Source organism: Streptomyces sp. NPDC048507 (assembly GCF_043199995.1).
In the GTDB taxonomy this organism is placed as follows: Bacteria; Actinomycetota; Actinomycetes; order Streptomycetales; family Streptomycetaceae; genus Streptomyces.
Map to the genome: position 1 here is coordinate 132661 of NZ_JBICWZ010000013.1, position 18605 is coordinate 151265.

An 18605-nucleotide genomic window follows, 5' to 3' on the forward strand; every position below is an offset into this window, starting at 1 on the left:
GGCTGAAGTTCCCGGAAGAATTTCCGGGAAGGCTGTCACACCTGCGCGGCGGCGCGGGTCACAGGGGTGCCGGAGCGGCGGGGAACGCCCCGCGGCCCGCGCCCCACCGCCGAGGAGCACGCCATGTCCACCACCGCCACCGTCCTCACCCTGGTCGCCGCCTTCATGGCCGCCTTCTCCGGCGTCTCGATGCTGCGCGGCGCGTCCTTCGTCGTGGAGCCGCTGGTCGCGTACGGGGTGCCGGCGTCCTGGTGGACGCGGCTCGCCGCGGCCAAGATCGCCGGGGCCCTCGGCCTGCTCGCCGGGTTCCTCGTACCGGCGGTCGGGGTGGCCGCCGCGATCGGGCTGGTCGCGTACTTCACCGGGGCCGTCATCACCGTCCTGCGGGCCCGCGCCTACGCCCACGTGGCCTTCCCGATGATCTACGCGGCGCCGGCCGTCGCCGTCCTCGCCCTGGTCTGAGCGGGGCGGCGACGGCCGGAGCCACGGCTCAGCCCTCCCGGTCCGCCAGGGCCGACAGGTCGAGCTCCGCCAGCCTGGCCGGGTCGGACAGGACGTCGATCGCGACGATCCGCCCGCCCACCACGGTGAAGGCCATCACCGACACCGCCCGCGCCCGCGGGACCACCAGGACACCGGCGGCGCCGTTGACGAGCACCGGACGGACGAACGGCGACAGCGGGCCGAAGGTGACCGCCTGGCCCGCGACCGTCCGGGCCCCGGTGAGCACCACGGTGAGCCGGCCGCCGGCCCCGCCGTCGGAACGCAGCACCACGTCGGGGTCGAGGACGGCGACGAGCGCCTCGAACTCCCCGTCCCGCGCGGCGGCGAAGAACGCGTCGACGGCCTCCCGCTGCCGGGACGGATCCGGATCGGGGGCCGGTGCCTGCCCGCGCACCCGGCGACGCGCGCGACTGGCGAGCTGGCGGGTGCCGACGACGGACTTCTCGACGAGCGGGGCGATCTCCTCGAACGGGACGGCGAACATGTCGTGCAGGACGAACGCCAGCCGCTCCGCCGGCGCCAGCGACTCCATCACCACCATCAGCGCCAGCCCCACCGAATCGGCGAGCAGCACCTCCTGCTCCGGATCCACGCCCCGCTCGGGGCTGATGACCGGATCGGGGATCCGCGTCTCCAGCTGCTCCAGCGGGTCCTCGCGGCGCTGTGCGCGCGAGCGCAGCAGGTTCAGACAGACCCGCGCGACGACGGTCGTCAGCCAGCCGCCGAGGTTGTCGATCCCGTCCGCGCCGGTGCGCTCCAGCCGCAGCCAGGTCTCCTGGACGGCGTCGTCGGCCTCGCTCATCGAGCCGAGCATCCGGTAGGACACGGCCCGCAGCCGGGGCCGGTGTTCCTCGAAGCGCTCCGTCAGCGCGACCGCGGCGGACGGCACCGGGTCCTGCCCGGTACGGGCCGTCACAGCCCGGCCGTCGCGATGACCACGGTCGCGTACAGCTCCTCGGAGCCGGCCGCCCGGACCGCGAGCCCGGCCCCCGTCAGCGCGGACGCCGTCAGGGGCGACTGCCGGGCGCTGGTCTCGATCAGCAGGTGTCCGCCGGGGGCCAGCCAGGCCGACGCCCCCGCCGCCACCCGGCGGTGGACGTCCAGGCCGTCCGCGCCGCCGTCGAGGGAGACCAGCGGCTCGTGGTCGCGGGCCTCGGACGGCATCAGCCCGATCTCCTCCGTCGGCACGTACGGGGCGTTGACCACCAGCGTGTCCACGCGCCCCCGCAGCCGCTCGGGCAGCGCCGCGTACAGGTCGCCCTCCCACACCGCGCCCCCGTACGGGGCCACGTTGCGCCGGGCGTAGGCCAGCGCGCCCGGGTCGATGTCGGCGGCGTGCAGTTCGACCCCGCCCGGCACCCGGTCGGCGACGGCCGCGCCGAGGGCGCCGACCCCGCAGCACAGGTCGAGGACCACGGCGCCGGGCCGGGTCAGCGCCACCGCCTCCTGGACCAGGAACTCGGTGCGGCGCCGCGGGACGAAGGCCCCCGCGCCCACCTCCATCCGCAGCCCGCAGAACTCCGCCCAGCCGATCACGTGCTCCAGCGGTTCCCCGGCCACCCGGCGGGCGACCATGCCCGACAGGTGGCCGTCATCGGTGGCGGCCCCGGCCAGCAGGTCCGCCTCTTCCTCGGCGAAGACGCAGCCCGCCGCGCGCAGCCGTTCCACGATCGTCAACACGTCACTCGTTCCCCTCGGTCCCCTCATTGCTCACGACAGTGTGCCGACGGCCGGTCAGAAGACGTCCGGGCACCACGGCCTGCGCGCGGTGCGGAACACCGCGTCGGCCAGCTCCACGGCCCCGGGCCGCTCCCCCGTCAGCCGGCCGAGCGCGGCCAGCCGCACCGCGGAGGCCTCGCCCAGGTACAGCGAGCCCAGCGCGGACACGTCGAGCCGCAGGTCGGCCGGCTCCTCCGTACGGCAACACGTGCCGCTGCCCGCGTCCAGCCGGTAGCGGCCGCCCGCCGGGCCGTGCTCGTCCGCCACCTCCAGCACGAGCACCCCGGGCACGGCGTACGTCCGTGCGCCGAGCGCCCGTACGACGTCCAGCACCCGCACCCACAGGAAGTCGGCGGCCGTCACCGTCGCGGCCGCGCGCGGGTCCGCCAGCAGCTCCGGCAGGAGGTCGTCGGGGGCGCGGAAACCGGTGCGTATCCGCAGCACCCAGTCGATGGAGCACAGGAAGTGCCACAGCGCCCGCTCGGCCTGCGGGGTGGGGGCGATCAGGTCCGTCACGGTCAGGGTCTGCCGCGGCAGCTTCGCGTCGGTCCAGTGGTCGTCGGAGCGGTAGGCGACGAACCCGGCCGCCTCGCCCCCGGGCGTGCGGTACACGGCGAACATCTTCGGCCGGTACGGACGGTGGGAGTACTGCACCTCACCGGTGGCCAGCTCCCACCAGCGGGCGTCGCGGCCGACCACGCCGTGCCGGGAGGCGCGCAGCCGCTCGTGCAGGGCGGGGCCCACGCGCCGCGCCTCGGCGGCGTCGACCAGGTCGATGCGGCCGCCGTCGGCGGGCAGCGGCCGGTGCCGGTCCAGGCCGGTGCGCGCGACGTCGACCTCCCATTCGACGAGGGAGGTCGCCGGGCCGAAGCCGTAGCGCCCGTAGATCGGGTACTCGGCGGCGATCAGCGTCGACAGGACGTCCCCGCGGGCGTGGGCGGCGGCGAGTTCGCTCGCCATCATCCGGGTCAGCAGGCCCTGGCGGCGGTGGGTGGGCAGCACGGCGACGTTGGAGAGCGCGCTGCACGCGACGGCCGCCCCGCCGGGCACGGTCAGCTCCTGGGCGAAGGAACGGAAGGTCGCCACGCAGCGTCCGGTGACGGGGTCGAACCCGCCCAGGATCCTGGCCGGGTCGCCGTGTCCGGCGCGCAGCGCCACATCGGATGCGGTGGGGGTGTGCGGGGCGAGGAATCCGGTGCTGAGGGTGTGCATCCAGTGGGGGAGTTCGGTGGCGGCGATCGGCCGGACGTCTGCACTCATAACCGGCCACGCTAACGGCCGCACCGCGACGGGTCGCCCCAATTTCCGCCGGGCAGCCGGGCCGCCGCGCTACGCCAGCAGGTCGTCCACCTGCGCCTCGCCCTCGCGGTAGCGGCGGGTGATCTCGGCGCTGGAGTCGTCCGCCGTGCGCTGGAGCTGTTGTCTGCGCCGCGAGACCTGCTGCTCGTAGCCGATCAGCCGGCCCATCGCGTCGTGCAGTTCGGCGTCCGTGCGCGCGTCCAGGTCCGACAGTTCCACGTCGGAGAGCATCTCGGCGGCCAGCAGCCGGAACTCCTCGCTGTGCGGGGTGCCGAGCGTGACGTGGCGGGCGGAGGCGCTGCGGCTGGACGGGGCGTCGGCGAGGATCTCCGAGAGCCGGTCCACCACCGGCGCCTCGGGGTCCGTCCGGCGGGCGAGTTCGGCGCGCAGGATGTCGATGCGGCCGTGCAGGAGCCGGCGCACGTAGCTGAGGTCGGCCTCGTCGCGCTGCGCGTCGCGGCGCAGCGCGCGCAGCTCGGGCAGGCCGAGCGCGGTGGCGGGGGTCAGCGGCCCGACGGGATCGCCGGTGCGCTGCGCGGGCGGCCGCGGCACGGCCGGCGGCGCGGGCGGCGCGGATGGAGCCGATCCCGCGGGCGCAGGTGCGGATGCGGATGCGGGTGCAGGTGCGGAGGTACCAGGAGTGTTCATGCGTTCGTGTCCGTCCCCTCGACCGGTGCTGGGGGCACCGCCTGCGTGCATGGTGCCACTCTCCGTGGTGTGGACGCAGTCCCACTCCACCCGATCGGCCCCGGACGGGTGCACGCCTGGTACACAGGTGGTATGCGAGCAGTGGTGCAGAGGGTGGACGGCGCGAGCGTCGTGGTGGCCGGCGAGACGGTGGGCGAGATCGTCGGCGAGGGGCTGTGCGTGCTGGTGGGGGTGACCCACGACGACACCCCCGAGAAGGCGGCGCTGCTGGCGCGCAAGCTGTGGTCGCTGCGGATCCTGGAGGCGGAGAAGTCCTGCAGCGACATCGGGGCGCCGCTGCTGGTGATCTCGCAGTTCACGCTGTACGGGGACGCCCGCAAGGGCCGCCGCCCCACCTGGAACGCGGCCGCGCCCGGCCCGGTGGCCGAGCCGCTGGTCGACGAGGTGGTGGCGCAGCTGCGCTCGCTGGGCGCGACGGTGCAGACGGGCCGGTTCGGCGCGCAGATGCGGGTCTCGCTGACGAACGACGGCCCGTTCACCGTCGTCATCGACATGTAGCCCGGCGGGCTACGGCGCCACCACGACCTCCTGCGCAGCGGCCGTGCCCCCGGCCAGCAGCGGAGCGTCCACGGGCACGTTCCGCTTGACCAGGGCCAGGGCGATGGGGCCGAGCTCGTGGTGGCGCACGGCGGTGGTGACGAAGCCGAGCTGACGGCCCTCCTCGCCGTCCGCGGCGAGCCGGACGGGCGCGCCGTGCGGCGGGAGCAGCACCTCGGAACCGTCCAGGTGCAGGAAGACCAGGCGGCGCGGGGGCTTGCCCAGGTTGTGGACGCGCGCGACCGTCTCCTGGCCGCGGTAGCAGCCCTTCTGGAGGTGCACCGCGGTGCCGATCCAGCCGAGCTCGTGCGGAATGGTGCGGTGGTCGGTCTCCTGGCCGAGCCGGGGCCGGTGGCCCTCGACGCGCAGGGCCTCGTAGGCCAGCAGCCCGGCGGCGGGGCCGTGCCCGGCGGCGAAGGCCTCCAGGCCGTCCCGGGGCAGGAACACGTCGCGGCCGTACGCGGTCTCGCGCACGGCGTACGTTCCGGGCAGCTCGGCGATCGAGCCGGCCGGGAGGTGGACGACGGCGAACTCGGCGGTGCGGTCGGCGACTTCGACGCGGTAGAAGAACTTCATCGCCTCCAGGTAGGCGATCAGCGCCTCCTGGGTGCCGGGCTCGACGTGGGCCCAGACGCTCTCGCCGTCGTCGACGAGGTAGAGCGCGTGCTCGATGTGCCCGTTGGCGGAGAGGATCAGCGCCTCGGTGGCCTGTCCGGCCGGGAGCTCGCTGACGTGCTGGGTGATCAGCAGGTGCAGCCAGCTCAGCCGGTCCGGGCCGGTGACGGTGACGACCCCGCGGTGGGAGAGGTCGACGAAGCCCCGGCCGCCGGCGAGGGCGCGCTGTTCGCCGTAGAGCTCTCCGTAGTGGGCGGCGACGCCCTCGTCACGGCCTTCGGCGGGTACGGCACCGGGAAGATGGAGCAAGGGGCTGCTGGTCATGGCACCAAGCGTACGACCCCGCCGCCGGGGGCCCTAAGGGCACTTGGCGGCGCACTGCTCGCACAGGCCGAAGATCGCGAAGTGCTTCATGTCCGTCTCGAAGCCGAAGGTGGCGCGCAGCTTCTCGGTGAATTCGGCGGCGACATCGAGGTCCGCCTCGATCACGCCGGTGCACTCGCGGCAGACGAGGTGGATGTGGTGATGCCGGTCGGCGAGGTGGTAGGTGGGCGCGCCGTGCCCGAGGTGGGCGTGCGAGACCAGCTTCAGCTCCTCCAGGAGCTCCAGCGTCCGGTACACGGTGGAGATGTTGACCCCGGAGGCGGTCTTGCGCACCTCGACGAGGATCTCGTCGGGGGTGGCGTGTTCCAGGGCGTCGACGGCTTCCAGCACAAGCTGGCGCTGCGGTGTCAGCCGGTAGCCGCGCTGCCGCAGGTCGCTCTTCCAGTCGGTGGTCACCACCCGGCCAGTGTAAGCGCGGGAAGGGGACCGCGGGCGAGCCCGTGGTCCCCTTCCTTTCCCGGTGGGCTCAGCGGAAGAAGGCGATGCCGTCCTCGGGGAGCTCGGGGAGGTTGCGCGCCATGTCCGCGATCTCCTCCGGGGTGACGACCTTCTTGAGCTGGGCCGACATGTACGGGCGCAGCTCGACGTCGGGGGTGGCCTTCTCGCCGACCCACATCAGGTCGCTCTTCACGTACCCGTAGAGGCGCTTTCCGCCGCTGTAGGGGCCGGAGGCGGCCGTGCGCGCCACCGCGTCGGTGACCACGTCGATCTGGGGCTTCTGGTGGGCGAGGTCGCCGTACCAGACCTCGACGACGCCCTGGTCGCGGACCATGACGATCTCGACCTTGCGGTCCGCGTCGATGCGCCAGAAGCCCGACTCGGACTCCAGCGGGCGCACCTTGTTGCCCTCGGCGTCGAGGACCCAGGTGTGGGAGGTGTACTCCAGGAAGTCCCGGCCGTCGTGGCTGAAGACGACTTCCTGGCCGAAGTTGCACTTCTCCTCGCCCGGGAAGTCGAAGACGCCCGCGCCCTCCCAGTTTCCGAGGAGGAAGGCGAGCGGGACGAGGCCCGGGTTCAGGTCGGACGGGATCTGGATCATGATGGGAGGCTCAGGCGATCTGTGTGAGGGGTTCCGGGGCGGTCGGCCGGTCGGCTGCTAGCGCTGACCCTGGTACAGCTTCTTGACGGCCAGGCCGGTGAAGGCCATGACGCCGACGCAGACCAGGACCAGCAGAGAGGTGAAGACTGCCTCAAGCACGGGGTGCTCCTCGGAGGATTCGGGGCGGTGTACGGACCGGTCCCCCAGCCTACTGGCCCGGGAACCGGCGCACCCTATGAGGTAGGCCGTACCGGGGCGGTACCGCCCCGGTACGGGCGGGCCGTCAGCGCAGCAGCTGGTCCTGGAGGATCACCGCCTGGTGCAGGGGGACGGCGGGGGTCCCGCCCGCGCGGCTCTGGAGGATCACCGCCCGGACGTCGCCCGAGCCGACGCAGCCGGCCCGGATCTGCTCGTCCCCGAAGGGCACGGACTCCTCCATGACCTTCACGCCGTCGGAGGACGGGGCGTCGTGCGCGACCCGGGCCCTGCCCCAGAGGTCGTCCGTCTCCATCCGGTTGACGCCGTTCAGGTTCATGTCGGCGCCGCAGCCGGTGAAGGTGTCGGCGAAGCCGGACGCGGTGAAGCGCAGCAGGTAGACCCGGGTCCGTACGCCGTCCGCGGTGGTCCAGCCGCGGCCCACGATCTGGCGCAGGCCGTTGTCGGTGAACCCCTGCTTCATCTTCTGGCGCGCGGTGGCCCCGTACTCCTCCAGGAAGGTGTCGACGGCGATCACGGAGTCCTTCTCCGGCTTCAGCGCGGGATCCGGGGAGGAACCCGTCGGGGCCGGGAGGAGCAGCTGGGTCAGACCGGCGTAGTGGATGCCGTCCGGGTTGTCCTCGGCGAAGGGCAGGGCGGCGCCGGGCGGCAGGGCGGGCTTGGCCAGGGCCGGGTAGCTCCAGCGCCCGTCGCCGCGGGTGGCGAGGCCCGGCAGGTCGGTGCGCTCGGGCTGGAGCATCCCGTACGCGGCCCCCGTGCCGGCGGCGGCGAAGACGAGCACGGCGGCCGTCCAGCGCAGGGCGGCGCGCAGCGCGCGGCGCGGGGCGGGCGCGGGCCCGGGGGCGGCTTCGGGGGCGGTGGCGGTCTGCTCGGTCACACGGACTCCCCGGGGGACTTCACGCGGGTCAGCTGGTCCTTGAAGAACCCGGCGGCTTCGGATGTCGGAAAGTTCTTCTTCGGCCCGGAGGCGCGGAAGCTGACCATGACGTCGCCCTGGACGCCCACACAGGTGAGGGAGTCGAGCTTCGGGTCCCTCGGGTCGCCCACCGCGCTCAGCGCGCACCGGGCGTCCGGGAACCCCTCGACCCTGGGCGCGTCGCGGTCGTCGCCGAGCGCGTCCATGAACGTCTTGGACACCTCGGTGAAGCCCTGGACGGCCTTCGGGTCGGCCTGCACGAGCTGGATCTCCAGGACCAGCGCGGGCCCTTCGAGCCGCTTCCAGGTGCGCCCCGCCAGGCCTCCCAGCCTGAGCCCGGCGAGCACCTCGTCGCGCTTCGCCCGCTCCGAGGTGGACAGGCCCCCGCGGGCCTTCTTGAACCCCTCGGTGGCCTGCTCCCCGCTCACGGCGAAGTCGTTCCCGTCGCCGCCCAGGTCGGGGCCCGGCTCGAAGCCGGGTCCGGGACGCTGGAGCAGCTTGGCGGAGAGCGGGGTCGGGGGTACGTTCGCCGGCGCGTCCGGCTTCGGTGCGGTCTTCCCGGCGGGCACCCAGTAGGCGGTGGGGGCGCCGCGGTCGGCACCGGAGACCGCCGCGTACGCCCAGACGCCACCGCCGGCGAGCAGGACCAGGGCCGCGGCGGCGGCGATGAGGGCCGGCGGCCCGCCGCGCCACCGGGCGCGCGCGGGCGCGGGGGCGGAGGCGTCCAGGGGGGCGTCGGCGGGTGCGTCGGCCGTCGCGTCGTCCGTCACGTCGGTCACAGTCGCTCCAGCTGTCGCTTGGCCAGGTCGGTGACGGCGCCCTCGGCGATGTCACGGGCCCGCTTGTCCGCGTAGTAGACCAGGACGACGGTGTCGCCCCTGCGGGCCACCGCCCGGGCTTCGCGGATCGGCAGGTACCCCGGTTCCTGGCTGGTCTTCGAGTACACCCACGCCCGCCCGGCCTCCGGGGAGACCCCGGGGAGGGACACGCCGCCGTTGCCCGCGTACTTGGCCTCGGGCAGGTACGCGGCCTGCCCCTGCTGGAACCCGTCCGCGCCGGAGAAGTCCTTGAACTGGACCAGCTGGACCAGCACGTCGATGTCGCCCTGCACCCAGTGCGCCGAGGCGGCCCGGCGGAAGCCGTCCTTCTCCATGACGCGGAACAGCAGGTCCGGCTCCTCGAAGTCGGCCGTGAAGGCGTCGATGCTGTCGTAGCCCCGGTCGAGGGCCTTCGCGTCCGCGGGCGGTTCGACGAGCAGGTCGACGAGGTCGCCGTCCGTCGCGTGCCAGCGGTTGGCGTTGACCGACCTGCGCGTCGTGGCGTCGTCCGCGGCGAGCGCCCGGGGGGCCGGCAGCTCCTGCTGGGCCAGCGGCGCCAGCGGCGTGGGGGCGCGGTGGTACTGGACCGCGTAGCCCGTGGCCGTGCCGGCGACGGCTCCGAGGACCAGGGCGGCCACGATCAGGAGGGGCGTGCGTCCCCGGCGGCGCGGCGCTCCGCGCAGCTCGGGGAGGGGCGGTGCGTGTTCCAAAGGGGTCCCCCACAGGACTGGAGGCGCGGGTTCGGTTACCCGTGCACACCGAAGACACCCTTGGTCCGCGAGGCGTTGTACGGATCTTTATTACGGTCTTATATCCGGCTCGGATTCAGTCCTCGTGACGCCGTTTTCCGTCCAGTTCGTCCCACCACTCGTCCGACTTCGGGTCGCCGGAGGGGTCGTCCCACCAGCGGTCGTCGGGGCCCCGGCGGTTCGCGACCATCGCGGCGACCGGCGGGATGACCATCGCGACCACGCACAGGGCCACCGCCGCCGCGACCGAGAACAGGCGCACGAAGGACCAGGCGGAGACGAAGAGGAACAGGCATCCGCCCATGAGCAGGAAGTAGGCGCGCCGGCGCCGGGCGTACATACCTCCAGCGTAGGCCCGAACGCCCGGCGGGCAAGGGCGTGGACGGCACGAAGGGCCGCACCCCGGTCCAGTGGCGTCCAACCCCCGGGGGTGCGGCCCTTCGGCCGGTTCAGCGGTGTGCGGTCGTGGGGCTCAGACCGCGATGGCGACGTCCGTCACGCCGCCGGCCTCGGCGACCACTACGGCGCGGTCGGCCTGGGCGCCCGGCACGAGCGCGCGCAGCGTCCAGGAGCCCTCGGCCGCGTAGAAGCGGAACTGGCCGGTGGCGGAGGTCGGGACCTCCGCGGTGAACTCGCCGGTCGAGTCCAGCAGGCGGACGTATCCGCTCACGGGCTCGCCGTCCTTGGTCACCTGGCCCTGGATCGCGGTCTCACCGGGCTTGAGCGTCGCGAGGTCGGGCCCGCCGATCTGTGCTCCACACATGTTCTCTGTCCTGTCCTAGAGAGGTACTGCGGCCGTCTTACTTGTTGGCGCCGAGCTCGATCGGCACGCCGACGAGCGAGCCGTACTCGGTCCACGAGCCGTCGTAGTTCTTGACGTTCTCCTGCCCCAGGAGCTCGTGCAGCACGAACCACGTGAGCGCGGAGCGCTCACCGATGCGGCAGTAGGCGATGGTGTCCTTCGCCAGGTCGACCTGCTCGGCCTCGTAGAGGGCGGTGAGCTCGTCGTCGGACTTGAAGGTGCCGTCGTCGTTGGCGTTCTTCGACCACGGGATGTTGCGGGCGCTCGGCACGTGGCCGGGGCGCTGCGACTGCTCCTGCGGGAGGTGCGCCGGGGCGAGCAGCTTGCCGGAGAACTCGTCGGGCGAGCGGACGTCGACCAGGTTCAGGGAGCCGATGGCGGCCACGACGTCGTCGCGGAAGGCGCGGATGGAGGTGTCCTGGGCCTTGGCCTTGTACTGGGTGGCCGGGCGGTTCGGGACGTCCTTGCCGTCGACCAGGTCGCGGGAGTCGAGCTCCCACTTCTTGCGGCCGCCGTCGAGGAGCTTGACGTCCTGGTGGCCGTACAGCTTGAAGTACCAGTAGGCGTAGGACGCGAACCAGTTGTTGTTGCCGCCGTAGAGGACGACGGTGTCGTCGTTGGAGATGCCCTTGGCCGAGAGGAGCTTCTCGAAGCCCTCCTGGTCCACGAAGTCGCGGCGGACCGGGTCCTGGAGGTCGGTCTTCCAGTCGATCCGGACGGCGTTGGTGATGTGGTTCTTGTCGTACGCGGACGTGTCCTCGTCCACCTCGACGACCACGACGTCGGCGTCGTTCAGGTGGGCCTCGACCCAGTCGGCGTCTACGAGGACGTCGCTGCGGCTCATGGTGTTCTCCTCCGGGGCAGTGTGCGGCGGGGCTGTGCTGGTGCTGCTGCGGGGCTGTGCGGTACGGGTGCGTACGTGCCGTTCCGGGTGGCGCGCCCGGGTCCTGCGCGGGGAGGCGACAGGGGGCACGGGGCGGGAAGCGGGGCGGTCACGCCGCGACGGAAGGCCGTCGTCCGGCGGGTGGAGCGGGAAGGCTCACACCGCTACATGGAGCGACAGAGCATGGCGGCGACGCGACACAGGTCTACTGCCCGCCGCTTCGTGAGATCCGCCTGCTGATGCTTCATAGCCATGGATCGTAGGGACGAATCGGCCGCCCTGTCACCGGTGTGTCATATGGCGAGACAGGATCGTCCGCATGGTGGGATACGAAAGCCCCGGACGGCCGCCTGGCGGCCTCCGGGGCTCTGCGTGCGGCCCGTCCATCTGCGGATCGGACCGTGGCGTCTCACGATCCGGCCAGCACCACGTCCGAGCCGTTCAGCGTGAGGTGGACGCCGGCCTCGTCCGAGGTCAGCGCGGTCAGCCGCAGCCCGGAGGGCAGGCCCTCGTCGATCCGGCGGTCGAAGTCGGTCCGCTTGCGGATCGCGCTCTCGATCCCGGGAAGGCCCTCGCCGGGCACCGAATCGGCCCGGACGCGGACGACCTTGCCGCCCTTGGAGTCCTTCGCGTCCACCAGGGCGACGGTCGCCACCACGTCGCGGGTCAGGCTCCGGCCCAGGAACTCCAGGGTCGCGGTCACCTTCACCTTGCCGGGCGCACCGCCGTAGGTGAGGGTCACCCCGCTCTGCGAGGCCTCGGTGAGGTCCGCGTAGGACATCAGCGCGGTGCCCTCGGCCCGCTTGGCGGTGCCGCCGGTGTAGCCGTCGTTCAGCTTCACCTCGTGGAAGCTGGCGTCGATCTGCGTCAGCCGCGTCTTGCGGCCGTCCGCCTCCGCCTCGATGCCCTTCAGCTGCAGGTCCACCTGATCGAGGTCGTGGCTGAGCGCCTGGGTCAGGAACGGGAAGCCGTGTATCTCGACCTCCGCACTGCCCGCCAGGCCCTGGCGGGAGCGGACCTCCTCGGCCAGCCGGTTCTCCGCGTAGCCGACCGCCCAGCGGTCCACCCCCACGAACAAAGCTCCCAGCACCACTGCGACGATCACCAAGAAACGCAGGAAACGCAACGGACCCTCCCCCTACTCTTCGGTACGTGCGTTCTAGTGGACCACGGTCCGCCGTGAGGACGCCGTCAGCCCACCACCCGGCCGATCAGGTAGACGGCGGGAGCGGCCGCCGCCAGCGGCAGCGCGACACCGGCCGTCATGTGGACGAACTTCGACGGGTAGTCGTACGCGGCCACGCGCAGCCCGATCAGCGCGCACACCCCGGCGGCCAGGCCGAGCAGCGCCCCGCCCGCCCCCATGCCGGTCAGTCCGCCCACCGCGATGCCCGCACCGGCCGCGGCGGCCAGCGAGACGCCGACGGAGGGCATGGTCGGCAGCGGCAGGGCCCGGGCGAACACGGCGACGGCCACGGCGGCGGCGCCGACGCTCACCGCCCGCCCGTCGGCGGCCAGGTAGCCGGCGCACACGATGGCCAGGGCGGCGGAGGTCACCGAGGCCATCAGCCCGTACATCCGCTCGTCGGGGTCCGCGTGGCTGCGCAGCTGGAGCACCAGCGTGAGCAGCACCCAGGCGCCGAGGGTGCCGATGATCGCGCCGGGGCCGTTCGGCCGGCCCACCGCGAGCACCGCGGCGTCCGCGGCGAGGGCCCCGAGGAAGGCGAGGGCGATGCCCTGGCGGGCCGGCCACATGCCGTTGAGGCGGAACCAGCCGGCCGCGGTGAGGCCCTGGAGGGCGATCAGCGGCAGGAGCAGCCCGTACTGGCCGAACGCGGCGGCCCCGGCCATCAGCAGGCCGAGGGCGGCGGTCAGTATGGCCGGCTGCGGACCCGGGTCGATGATCGGCGAGCGGCCCTCGGCGCGGGCCTGCGCGGGGTCGACCGCGCGCAGGGTGTTCCCGCCGAGGGTGGGCGGGGAGTAGTCGGCCCCGGACGCCGGCTGCGGCGCGTCGGCCTGCGGTGCGGCCGGCACCGGGGGCAGGTACGCGGTCCGCTCGGCGGCCGGTTCGGGAGCGGCGGCCCAGCCCTGCGGGGCGGCGGGAGCCGCGCCGGGGGCCGGGGCCTGGGCTTCCTCGCGGAACCACGCCTCGGGCGCGGCCTGCCGGTCCCGCACGGGCGGCAGGTAGGCGGTCTGCTCGGCGGCGGGTTCCTGCACGGGCGGCAGGTACGCCGTCTGCTCGGCGGCGAAGTCCTGCACCGGAGGCAGGTACGCGGTCTGCTCGGCCCCCGCGCCGGGCGCCGCCGGAGCCTGCTGCCAGGGCGCGGCCTGGGACCACTGCTGCTCGCGCACCGGCGGCGGGTAGGCGGTCTGCTCGGCGGCGAAGTCCCGCACCGGAGGCAGGTACGCGGTCTGCTCGGCCCCCGCGCCGGGCGCCGCCGGAGCCTGCTGCCAGGGCGCGGCCTGGGACCACTCCTGCTGGACGGGCTGCTGGACGGGCTGCTGAACCGGCGCCGGGTCGCGGACCCAGCCGTCGGGAGCCGCCTGCTGCGGCTGCCCGGCGGAACCGGCGGAACTCTCGCCGCCCGGGCCGGACGGCCACGGCACCTGCCCCGGCGCCTCGTCGCGGAACCAGCCCTCGGGCGCCACGGGCTGCCCGGGGACGGGGTCCGGCGCGGCCTGCGGGGCCCGGGGCGCCGGCGGCTGCACCGGCTGGTAGCTGGTGTCCCAGGTGTCGGACTGCCAGGTCTGGGTCCCGTACGGGTCCTGCTCCTGCTGCTCCTGCGGTTCCCGGCGGTGTCGCCGCGGCCGCTGTTCTTCGGGAGTGCTCATCGGTCCCCGCTCACCCGCCCGCGAACGGCGGGAGCACCTCGACGGTGCCCCCTTCGGTCAGCGGGACGGCATCGTGCGGGCGCTTGCCCACGGGCTCTTCGTTCACGAGGAAGGAGCATCGCAGGAGGACCCGGGTCAGTTCACCCGGGTGGCGTTCCCGCGCGGCGTCGAGCGCCTCGGCCAGGGTGCGCGCCGCGTACGGCTCCTCCGCCGTCCCGGCCGCGGCTTTGGCCGCCGCCCAGTAGCGGATGGTTCCCGTTGCCACTGCAGCTCCTATCGTCGGCTCCGTCGGCTCTCTACCGCCGGCCTCCATGATGACCCCTCCGGGTCACCGCCCGGGCGTGCGTCAGCACGCCCCGGGTGCGCCCGGAGACTCCGCCGGGGGTCCACCGATCCGGTGAAACCGGGGCATACGCAGGGGGAAGGCGTGGGAAGAACCACAGAATGCGGTGCGCAGCGGCCCTCGGCCCCCAAAGGGCCGGTGGGCTATTCTGGCGGTGTAGAGGATCCGGGCAACGTAGCCCCCGGGTCCTTTTGTGCTTTCAGCACGTTGAACGGAACGGGAACAACGGTGTCCATCCGGACCCCAGGGCGCGGGGGACGGGCCGGAGACCAGGCCAGTCGTACGAAGCAGTACCACGCACGTCCTCGACGGGACCGAGGAGGAACCGACGTGATGGACCAGCGAACCGTGCACCCGCACGTGCACGACCACCCGACCCGGGCAGGTGGTCGGGCATGAGTTCTCTCCTGCTGCTGACCAACGCCCTGCAGCCGTCCAGCGAGGTGCTGCCCGCACTCGGCCTGCTGCTGCACAACGTACGGGTCGCCCCCGCCGAGGGGCCGGCCCTGGTGGACACCCCCGGCGCCGACGTGATCCTCGTCGACGGCCGCCGCGATCTGCCGCAGGTGCGGTCGCTCTGCCAGCTGCTGCGGTCCACCGGACCCGGCTGCCCGCTCCTCCTGGTCGTCACCGAGGGCGGCCTGGCCGCCGTCACCGCCGACTGGGGCATCGACGACGTCCTCCTGGACACCGCCGGACCGGCCGAGGTCGAGGCGCGGCTGCGGCTGGCCACCGGCCGCCAGCAGCTGGGCTCGGACGACTCCCCGATGGAGATCCGCAACGGGGACCTGTCGGTCGACGAGGCGACGTACAGCGCCAAGCTGAAGGGCCGGGTCCTGGACCTGACCTTCAAGGAGTTCGAGCTGCTCAAGTACCTCGCCCAGCACCCGGGCCGGGTCTTCACCCGGGCCCAGCTGCTCCAGGAGGTGTGGGGCTACGACTACTTCGGCGGCACCCGCACGGTCGACGTCCACGTACGGCGGCTGCGCGCCAAGCTCGGCCCCGAGCACGAGTCGCTGATCGGCACGGTCCGCAACGTCGGGTACCGCTTCGTCACGCCGGAGAAGGTGGAGCGGGCGGCCGCGGAGGCCGCCGAGCGCGCCGCCGAGCGGGCCGCCGCGAAGCTGACGGTGGCCGGTGCCACCGGCCCCGACCAGCGCGGCGGGCAGGGGGCGGGGCTCCCCCGGACGGAGGAATCCGCTGTGACCATCCACTCGGCCGGACGCCCTGCCCAGAGGTAGGTCACCCCGCGTAGACTGCCGCGCGTGGCCAAGGTGACGCGGGATGACGTGGCACGACTTGCGGGTACGTCTACCGCCGTCGTGAGCTACGTCATCAACAACGGACCCCGGCCGGTTGCCCCGGCCACGCGCGAGCGTGTCCTCGCCGCGATCAAGGACCTGGGCTACCGCCCGGACCGGGTCGCCCAGGCGATGGCGTCACGGCGCACCGACCTCATAGGCATGATCGTCCCGGACGCGCGCCAGCCGTTCTTCGCGGAGATGGCGCACGCGGTCGAGCAGGCCGCCGCCGAGCGCGGAAAGATGGTCCTGGTCGGGAACTCCGACTACCGGGACGAGCGCGAGGTCCACTACCTGCGGGCCTTCCTCGGCATGCGGGTGTCCGGGCTGATCCTGGTCAGCCAGGGCATGAGCGAGCGCGCCGCCTCCGAGATCGAGGCGTGGGACGCCCGGATCGTGCTGCTGCACGAGCGGCCCGAGGCCATCGACGACGTCGCCGTGGTCACGGACGACATCGGCGGCGCGCAGCTCGCCACCCGGCACCTGCTGGAGCACGGCCACGCGTACGTCGCCTGCATCGGCGGCGTCGAGAACACCCCGTCGGTGGGCGACCCCGTCGCCGACCACGTCGAGGGCTGGCGGCGGGCCATGCTGGAGGCGGGCCGCTCCGTCGAGGGCCGGCTCATCGAGGCCCCGTACAACCGCTACGACGCCTACACGGTCGCCCTGGAGGTCCTGGCCCGGCCCGACCGGCCGACCGCGATCTTCTGCGCCACGGACGACCAGGCCATCGGCGTGCTGCGGGCCGCCCGCGAGCTGCGCATCGACGTCCCCGGGGAGCTGGCCGTGGCCGGTTTCGACGACGTCAAGGAGGCGGCCCTGACGGACCCGCCGCTGACCACGATCGCCTCGGACCGCCCGGCGATGGCCCGTGCGGCCGTGGACCTGGTGCTGGACGACTCCCTGCGCGTGGCGGGCTCCCGCCGCGAGCGCCTCAAGCAGTTCCCCTCGGCCCTGGTCGTCCGCCGCTCCTGCGGCTGCCGCTGACGGCCCGGCGGCCGGGTCAGGGCCAGGCCATCGCCCGGAAGGCCAGCACCGTCAGGGCCCACAGGGCGGCGACGCCGGCCGGGACCGCCACCGCCCCGAGCGCCCATCGCGTTCCCGGGCCGCGGCCCGGGGTGGCGAAGGCCGCGGCGAGCAGCAGCAGGGGCGAGGGCAGCAGCAGGAACTCCCCGTAGCCGAAGGCGGCGACCAGCGCGAAGGGCAGCAGCAGGACGCCGACGGCGAGGCAGGCCCGGGAGAACGTCCGGGCGGCGGAGCCCATCAGCAGCGGGACGGTCACCAGCAGGCCGGTCGGCAGGGCGAGCGCCCCCACGGGGGTGGCCAGGCCGAGGGCCGTCGCCGCGACGGCGGCCAGGGCCCACGCCCGCGCCTGCCGGCAGGCTCCCTCCGGGCCGGCCGGCGCCCCGCCCGCCGTGCCGGTTCCGTCCGCCCCGTCCGTTCCGTCCGTTCCGTCCGCCATGACCGCCCCCGCCCGCAGCTGCTTGAACGCGTTCAAACTAGCATGCGAGCCCTCCCCGCCCGCGCGCCTTATATCGGGCATACACGGTTCTGTCGGGCTTCTCAGCCTGGACTCAGGAAGCTCTCATGATCCGCGGACACAGTCAGAGACATGACCGACAGCTTCCGCCGCGAAGGCGAGTACCCGCAGGAGAACCGGCCGGCCCAGAACCCGCCCTTCGGCGAGGACTGGCAGCGCGGTCGCGACCGGCTGGCCCACGACACCGGGGCGTCCGCGTACCCCCCGCCGCCCGCCTACCCGCCGGCCGCGCCGCCGGCCCAGGCCCCCGGCTGGCACGAGGCGCACCGGCCGGCGGTCGTCCAGGGCGAGACCGTACCGGCCGCCCACGGCAACGGCGGTGAGGGGAACGGCGGTGGCTGGAGCACCTGGGGTTCGGCCGCCGAGGCCGCGCCCGCCGCGGCGCCCGCCCCCGCGCCCCGCGCCAGGCGGCCCGTCGCGCTGCTCGCCGCCGTCGCCCTCGCGGCGGCCGTGGTCGGCGGCGGAACGGCCGCGGCCGTGCAGCAGTTCCTCGGCCCGAACGCCCCGGGCGGCGGCGGTGTGAACGGCACCAACGTCTCGCAGTCCAGCAACGGCACCGTCTCGGGCGTCGCCGAGCAGGTCAGCCCCTCCGTCGTGCGCATCGACACCCGCACCGGCTCCGGCCAGGGCACCGGCTCCGGCATCGTCATCACCGCGGACGGCGAGATCGTCACCAACAACCACGTGGTGAGCGGCGCCTCCGAGATCCAGGTGACGATGAGCGACGGCAAGAAGTACTCCGCCAAGACCGTCGGCACCGACCCGGCCAAGGACCTCGCCCTGATCAAGCTCCAGGGCGCGAGCGGCCTCAAGCCCGCCAAGCTCGGCGACTCCGGACAGGTGCGGGTCGGCGACCAGGTCGTCGCCATCGGCTCCCCCGACCGCCTCACCGGCACCGTCACCAGCGGCATCGTCTCGGCCCTGGACCGCGAGGTGAACGTACCGAAGTCCGAGCAGCGCCAGCAGTCCCCGCAGCGCGGCCAGGGCGGCGACGGATGGCCGTTCTCCTACGACGGCCAGCAGTTCAACGGGAACACCGGCTCGGACACCACCTCGTACAAGGCCATCCAGACGGACGCCTCCCTCAACCCCGGCAACTCCGGCGGCGCCCTCGTCAACCTGAACGGCGAGATCGTCGGGATGCCCTCCGCGATCTACTCCCCCTCCAGCGACGGCTCCACCGCCGGGAGCGTCGGCCTCGGCTTCGCCATCCCGGTCAACACCATCAAGGCCGACCTGGACTCCCTGCGCAAGGGCGGTACGGGCGACGCGGGCGGCTCCGGCGGCGGCGCCGACAGCGGGTCCTCCGGCGTGGGCGGCTTCGGCACCTCGTACTGACCCCGGAACGCACCCCCGGCCCGGGGCCCGGGCACCGGCCGGAGCCCGGGCCCGGGCCGGTC

General features: G+C 73.8%; 23 protein-coding genes. 5 read left to right on the forward strand and 18 right to left on the reverse strand.

Going from position 1 to position 18605, the window contains the following annotated elements; genetic code table 11:
- Positions 1 to 123: 123 nt before the first annotated feature.
- Positions 124 to 462 (forward strand): DoxX family protein, encoded by a 339-nt coding sequence (locus tag ACGFXC_RS29280; RefSeq protein WP_393717730.1) that lies wholly within the window; start codon positions 124 to 126, stop codon positions 460 to 462.
- Between the two features lie 28 nt (positions 463 to 490).
- Here the strand turns inward: ACGFXC_RS29280 and ACGFXC_RS29285 are convergent, their stop codons facing one another.
- The 4 genes from ACGFXC_RS29285 to ACGFXC_RS29300 form a co-directional block, all read right to left on the reverse strand.
- On the reverse strand, positions 491 to 1420 hold the full coding sequence (locus ACGFXC_RS29285) for a sigma-70 family RNA polymerase sigma factor (protein WP_393717732.1): 930 nt from the start codon (positions 1418 to 1420) through the stop codon (positions 491 to 493).
- Positions 1417 to 2211: a putative protein N(5)-glutamine methyltransferase gene (locus ACGFXC_RS29290; protein WP_393717734.1), complete on the reverse strand. Its 795-nt coding sequence runs from the start codon at positions 2209 to 2211 to the stop codon at positions 1417 to 1419. Before ACGFXC_RS29290 ends, ACGFXC_RS29285 begins: the two co-directional genes overlap by 4 nt.
- A gap of 27 nt (positions 2212 to 2238) precedes the next feature.
- On the reverse strand, positions 2239 to 3483 hold the full coding sequence (locus ACGFXC_RS29295) for a GNAT family N-acetyltransferase (protein WP_393717736.1): 1245 nt from the start codon (positions 3481 to 3483) through the stop codon (positions 2239 to 2241).
- A gap of 69 nt (positions 3484 to 3552) precedes the next feature.
- On the reverse strand, positions 3553 to 4170 hold the full coding sequence (locus tag ACGFXC_RS29300; protein ID WP_393717738.1) for an AmfC protein: 618 nt from the start codon (positions 4168 to 4170) through the stop codon (positions 3553 to 3555).
- 132 nt (positions 4171 to 4302) lie between these two features.
- Here ACGFXC_RS29300 and dtd point away from each other — a divergent pair, with 132 nt between their 5' ends.
- Positions 4303 to 4728, forward strand: a complete 426-nt coding sequence (gene dtd / locus ACGFXC_RS29305; RefSeq protein ID WP_393717740.1) for a D-aminoacyl-tRNA deacylase — start codon at positions 4303 to 4305, stop codon at positions 4726 to 4728.
- A gap of 9 nt (positions 4729 to 4737) precedes the next feature.
- Here dtd and ACGFXC_RS29310 read toward each other — a convergent pair whose 3' ends face one another.
- The 13 genes from ACGFXC_RS29310 to ACGFXC_RS29370 all read right to left on the reverse strand — a co-directional run bounded on the left by ACGFXC_RS29310 (position 4738) and on the right by ACGFXC_RS29370 (position 14286).
- Positions 4738 to 5706, reverse strand: a complete 969-nt coding sequence (locus ACGFXC_RS29310; protein WP_393717742.1) for a YgfZ/GcvT domain-containing protein — start codon at positions 5704 to 5706, stop codon at positions 4738 to 4740.
- A gap of 33 nt (positions 5707 to 5739) precedes the next feature.
- Positions 5740 to 6165 (reverse strand): Fur family transcriptional regulator, encoded by a 426-nt coding sequence (locus ACGFXC_RS29315; RefSeq protein WP_393717744.1) that lies wholly within the window; start codon positions 6163 to 6165, stop codon positions 5740 to 5742.
- A gap of 67 nt (positions 6166 to 6232) precedes the next feature.
- A complete protein-coding gene (locus ACGFXC_RS29320; protein ID WP_393717746.1) occupies positions 6233 to 6805 on the reverse strand; it encodes an FABP family protein in 573 nt (190 codons plus the stop codon).
- Between the two features lie 283 nt (positions 6806 to 7088).
- Positions 7089 to 7898, reverse strand: coding sequence for a hypothetical protein (locus tag ACGFXC_RS29325; RefSeq protein WP_393717748.1), 810 nt, complete (start codon positions 7896 to 7898; stop codon positions 7089 to 7091).
- Positions 7895 to 8716: a hypothetical protein gene (locus ACGFXC_RS29330; protein WP_393717749.1), complete on the reverse strand. Its 822-nt coding sequence runs from the start codon at positions 8714 to 8716 to the stop codon at positions 7895 to 7897. Before ACGFXC_RS29330 ends, ACGFXC_RS29325 begins: the two co-directional genes overlap by 4 nt.
- Positions 8713 to 9465 carry a hypothetical protein gene (locus ACGFXC_RS29335; protein WP_393717750.1) on the reverse strand — a complete coding sequence of 251 codons (753 nt, stop codon included), beginning with the start codon at positions 9463 to 9465 and terminating at the stop codon, positions 8713 to 8715. The genes ACGFXC_RS29330 and ACGFXC_RS29335 overlap by 4 nt, the downstream gene beginning before the upstream one ends.
- 115 nt (positions 9466 to 9580) lie before the next feature.
- Positions 9581 to 9844 carry a DUF3099 domain-containing protein gene (locus ACGFXC_RS29340; RefSeq protein WP_393717751.1) on the reverse strand — a complete coding sequence of 88 codons (264 nt, stop codon included), beginning with the start codon at positions 9842 to 9844 and terminating at the stop codon, positions 9581 to 9583.
- Positions 9845 to 9976: 132 nt separating this feature from the next.
- Positions 9977 to 10267 carry a DUF1416 domain-containing protein gene (locus tag ACGFXC_RS29345; protein WP_351831391.1) on the reverse strand — a complete coding sequence of 97 codons (291 nt, stop codon included), beginning with the start codon at positions 10265 to 10267 and terminating at the stop codon, positions 9977 to 9979.
- A gap of 37 nt (positions 10268 to 10304) precedes the next feature.
- On the reverse strand, positions 10305 to 11150 hold the full coding sequence (locus ACGFXC_RS29350) for a sulfurtransferase (RefSeq protein WP_393717754.1): 846 nt from the start codon (positions 11148 to 11150) through the stop codon (positions 10305 to 10307).
- A gap of 203 nt (positions 11151 to 11353) precedes the next feature.
- A complete protein-coding gene (locus tag ACGFXC_RS29355) occupies positions 11354 to 11443 on the reverse strand; it encodes an Ms5788A family Cys-rich leader peptide (protein WP_350875872.1) in 90 nt (29 codons plus the stop codon).
- Between the two features lie 155 nt (positions 11444 to 11598).
- The gene (locus ACGFXC_RS29360; protein ID WP_393717756.1) at positions 11599 to 12315 is read right to left on the reverse strand and encodes a DUF2993 domain-containing protein; all 717 of its coding nucleotides are present in this window, start codon (positions 12313 to 12315) and stop codon (positions 11599 to 11601) included.
- 65 nt (positions 12316 to 12380) lie between these two features.
- Complete coding sequence (locus ACGFXC_RS29365; protein WP_393717758.1) at positions 12381 to 14021, reverse strand: hypothetical protein; 1641 nt, start codon at positions 14019 to 14021, stop codon at positions 12381 to 12383.
- A 10-nt stretch (positions 14022 to 14031) separates the two neighbouring features.
- Positions 14032 to 14286 carry a MoaD/ThiS family protein gene (locus ACGFXC_RS29370; RefSeq protein WP_393717760.1) on the reverse strand — a complete coding sequence of 85 codons (255 nt, stop codon included), beginning with the start codon at positions 14284 to 14286 and terminating at the stop codon, positions 14032 to 14034.
- 473 nt (positions 14287 to 14759) lie between these two features.
- On the opposite strand from ACGFXC_RS29370, the gene ACGFXC_RS29375 reads away from it, so the two are divergent.
- On the forward strand, positions 14760 to 15605 hold the full coding sequence (locus ACGFXC_RS29375; RefSeq protein WP_393717762.1) for a response regulator transcription factor: 846 nt from the start codon (positions 14760 to 14762) through the stop codon (positions 15603 to 15605).
- 24 nt (positions 15606 to 15629) lie between these two features.
- Complete coding sequence (locus ACGFXC_RS29380) at positions 15630 to 16652, forward strand: LacI family DNA-binding transcriptional regulator (protein WP_393717764.1); 1023 nt, start codon at positions 15630 to 15632, stop codon at positions 16650 to 16652.
- A gap of 16 nt (positions 16653 to 16668) precedes the next feature.
- On the opposite strand, the gene ACGFXC_RS29385 is transcribed toward ACGFXC_RS29380, so the two are convergent.
- Positions 16669 to 17163: a hypothetical protein gene (locus ACGFXC_RS29385; RefSeq protein ID WP_393717766.1), complete on the reverse strand. Its 495-nt coding sequence runs from the start codon at positions 17161 to 17163 to the stop codon at positions 16669 to 16671.
- 114 nt (positions 17164 to 17277) lie between these two features.
- On the opposite strand from ACGFXC_RS29385, the gene ACGFXC_RS29390 reads away from it, so the two are divergent.
- The gene (locus tag ACGFXC_RS29390) at positions 17278 to 18543 is read left to right on the forward strand and encodes a S1C family serine protease (protein ID WP_393717768.1); all 1266 of its coding nucleotides are present in this window, start codon (positions 17278 to 17280) and stop codon (positions 18541 to 18543) included.
- Positions 18544 to 18605: the final 62 nt, after the last annotated feature.